Annotated in this window: 4 protein-coding genes; 3 read left to right on the top strand and 1 reads right to left on the bottom strand. The window is 68.8% G+C overall.

Features of this window, described 5'->3' with window-relative positions; genetic code table 11:
- On the bottom strand, positions 1-771 hold a 771-nt coding region (locus H0U68_RS05320; RefSeq protein ID WP_296353398.1), incomplete at its 3' end, for a LysR family transcriptional regulator.
- Positions 772-859: 88 nt separating this feature from the next.
- Between H0U68_RS05320 and H0U68_RS05315 the strand changes: the two genes are divergently transcribed.
- The 3 genes from H0U68_RS05315 to H0U68_RS05305 all read left to right on the top strand — a co-directional run bounded on the left by H0U68_RS05315 (position 860) and on the right by H0U68_RS05305 (position 2,287).
- Positions 860-1,303 (top strand): VOC family protein, encoded by a 444-nt coding sequence (locus tag H0U68_RS05315; RefSeq protein ID WP_296353396.1) that lies wholly within the window; start codon positions 860-862, stop codon positions 1,301-1,303.
- 106 nt (positions 1,304-1,409) lie between these two features.
- Positions 1,410-1,781, top strand: coding sequence for an MBL fold metallo-hydrolase (locus tag H0U68_RS05310; RefSeq protein ID WP_296353395.1), 372 nt, complete (start codon positions 1,410-1,412; stop codon positions 1,779-1,781).
- Positions 1,782-1,906: 125 nt separating this feature from the next.
- Positions 1,907-2,287, top strand: a complete 381-nt coding sequence (locus tag H0U68_RS05305; protein WP_296353392.1) for a hypothetical protein — start codon at positions 1,907-1,909, stop codon at positions 2,285-2,287.
- The last annotated feature ends 52 nt before the right edge of the window (positions 2,288-2,339 follow it).

Raw genomic sequence — 2,339 nt, 5'->3', positions numbered from 1 at the left:
GGTGTGGCGCTTCAGGTCGATGGCGCGCACGCCGGCCGGCCAGCGCTTGTGCGGCGCCACCTCGGGCACCAGCGCCACGCCGGCGCCCACCGCCACCAGCCGCACGATGGCTTCGAGCTCGTCCAGCTCGCAGGCTTCGCGCACGGTCAGCTCCACGCCGCGCAGGAAGCGGTCGACCTGCCGGCCGCCGAAGGAGGCGCGGTCATAGCGGATGAACGGATGTGCGGACAGCAGCGCAGCCCAGTCGTCGCCCTTGGCCTGCCGCGGCACCAGCAGCCGAAACGGCTCTCGCGCCAGCGTGGTCCAGCGCAGGTCGCTGTGCAGCGGGAAGGGAGGCCGGATGATGGCGGCCACTTCGATCTCGCCCGTATCCACGCGGTCCAGCAGTTCCATCGATACGCCCGGCACCACGCGCACGCGGCACTCCGGAAGCTGCCGGCGCACGCGCGCCAGCACCTCCGGCAGCACGGCGCGCTGCACCGAGGCGATGGCGCCGATGGCCAGCACCGCCGCGCCCGCCTCGGCCTGCGCACCTTCGCCCAGCTGCTCGTACAGCCGCAGCATGTCCTGCGCCTGGGCGAGCACCCGCTGGCCGGTGGCGTTGATGCGCGCCGAGCGCGCGGTGCGGTCGAACAGCGACAGGCCCAGCTCGGCTTCCAGCCGCTGCATCTGCGCGCTCACGGCCGCCTGCGTCAGGCCGATGCGCGCGCCCGCGCCTGCGAAGGTGCCCTCGCGGGCGACGGCGGTGAAGGTCTTCAGTTCACGGATCATGACGTTGTCGATGAGCGCAAAGGATTTCGATGCTGAGGCCAAATATAGATTGATTTTCCTTTTGCTCGGCACGTCCTACGATTGCGCGATGCAAGCCCCCGCCACCAATCCCGCCCCGCTGTCGCCGTTCCACCTGGCGTTCCCCGTCCACGACCTTGCCGCCGCGCGCCGCTTCTACGGCGAACTGATCGGCTGCCCCGAAGGCCGCAGCTCCGATGAATGGGTGGACTTCAACTTCTACGGCCACCAGATCGTCGCGCACCTGGCGCCGTCGGAAACCGGCGCCGCCCAGCGCAACGCGGTGGACGGCCACGGCGTGCCGGTGCGCCACTTCGGCATCGTGCTGCCCATGGCCGACTGGCAGGCCCTGGCCGACCGGCTCAAGGCCCACGGCACGCAGTTCACCATCGAGCCCTACGTGCGCTTCAAGGGCGAGCCGGGCGAGCAGGCCACCATGTTCTTCCTCGATCCCTCGGGCAACGCTCTGGAGTTCAAGGCCTTCGGCGACATCAAGTCGCTGTTCGCCAAATAGCCAGAGCATTCCCGGGCGGTATGCTGGAACCTTCCACCAGGAGGTTGACCGCGCGTCGGCGGCGGACGACTGCGATCCGCGCTTTGCGAAGTCGCCGCAGTTCGCGGTGGAGGAGTGCAAGTTCCAGAATCCACCCAATCCGCAGGCCAAGCCGCAGTGCTCCGGCTGGGACATCTGGACGCGCATGCTGCTGGAGAAAAAGCAGGGCACCGTGCCGTCGATCGACCACCTCGACGTGCCGACCATCGAGGCGCTGAAGGACCGCGTGAAACGCTACTTCGTGCCGCTGGGCGTGGGCGCGCGGCTCAGGCAGTTCGGCGTCGCGGCCGACCGCATCGAGGAGCTGGACTGGTGGGATGAGCGGCAGTGGGGCGACGTGACCGTCACCGCCGCGTCGGCGCAGCATTTCTCGGGGCGCACGCCGGAAATCGGCGAGGTGCTCACGGTCGGGCGGCCGCGGGTGAACAGGAAGTGGTGAGAAGGGCTGCGCTGAGCGGCCTTGTTGCCCGGCTTTACACGGCGCATACACAAGCGCCGCGGCCATTCAGCTTGCGTTCATCGACCGGGGCGCACCATCACTGCATTCCAACCACGGAGTGCAACATGAACCGCCTCTTCTCCGCCAAGTCCCTGGCCATGGCCACTGTCGTGCTGGGCGGTGTCGTCGCCGCCACGGCCGCTCAAGCCCGCAGCGACGTCGTCCTGTCCATCGGTGTCAACGCACCCTACGGCTACGTGCAACCCCAGCCGGTGTATGTGCAGCCCCGCCAGGTGTACGTGCAGCCGCAGACGGTCTATTACAGCGAGCCGCAAACGGTGTATTACAACCAGCCGCAGACGGTGTACTACGGCCAGCCGCAGGCGGTCTATTACGGCCAGCAGCGCTACTACGGGCAGCACCGCCGCCACGGCGGCTGGGACCGGGACGGGGACGGCGTGGCCGACCGCTACGACCGAGCGCCGAACAACCCGTACCGCTACTGATCGGCCCTCTGCCTCCGGTTCGCTGGAGGTTGGAATGCCTCGCCGCGCCCCC

This window comes from Ramlibacter sp., from assembly GCF_013697775.1.
Classification (GTDB): Bacteria; Pseudomonadota; Gammaproteobacteria; order Burkholderiales; family Burkholderiaceae_C; genus Ramlibacter.
This window is presented reverse-complemented; position numbering and strand designations above follow the sequence as displayed.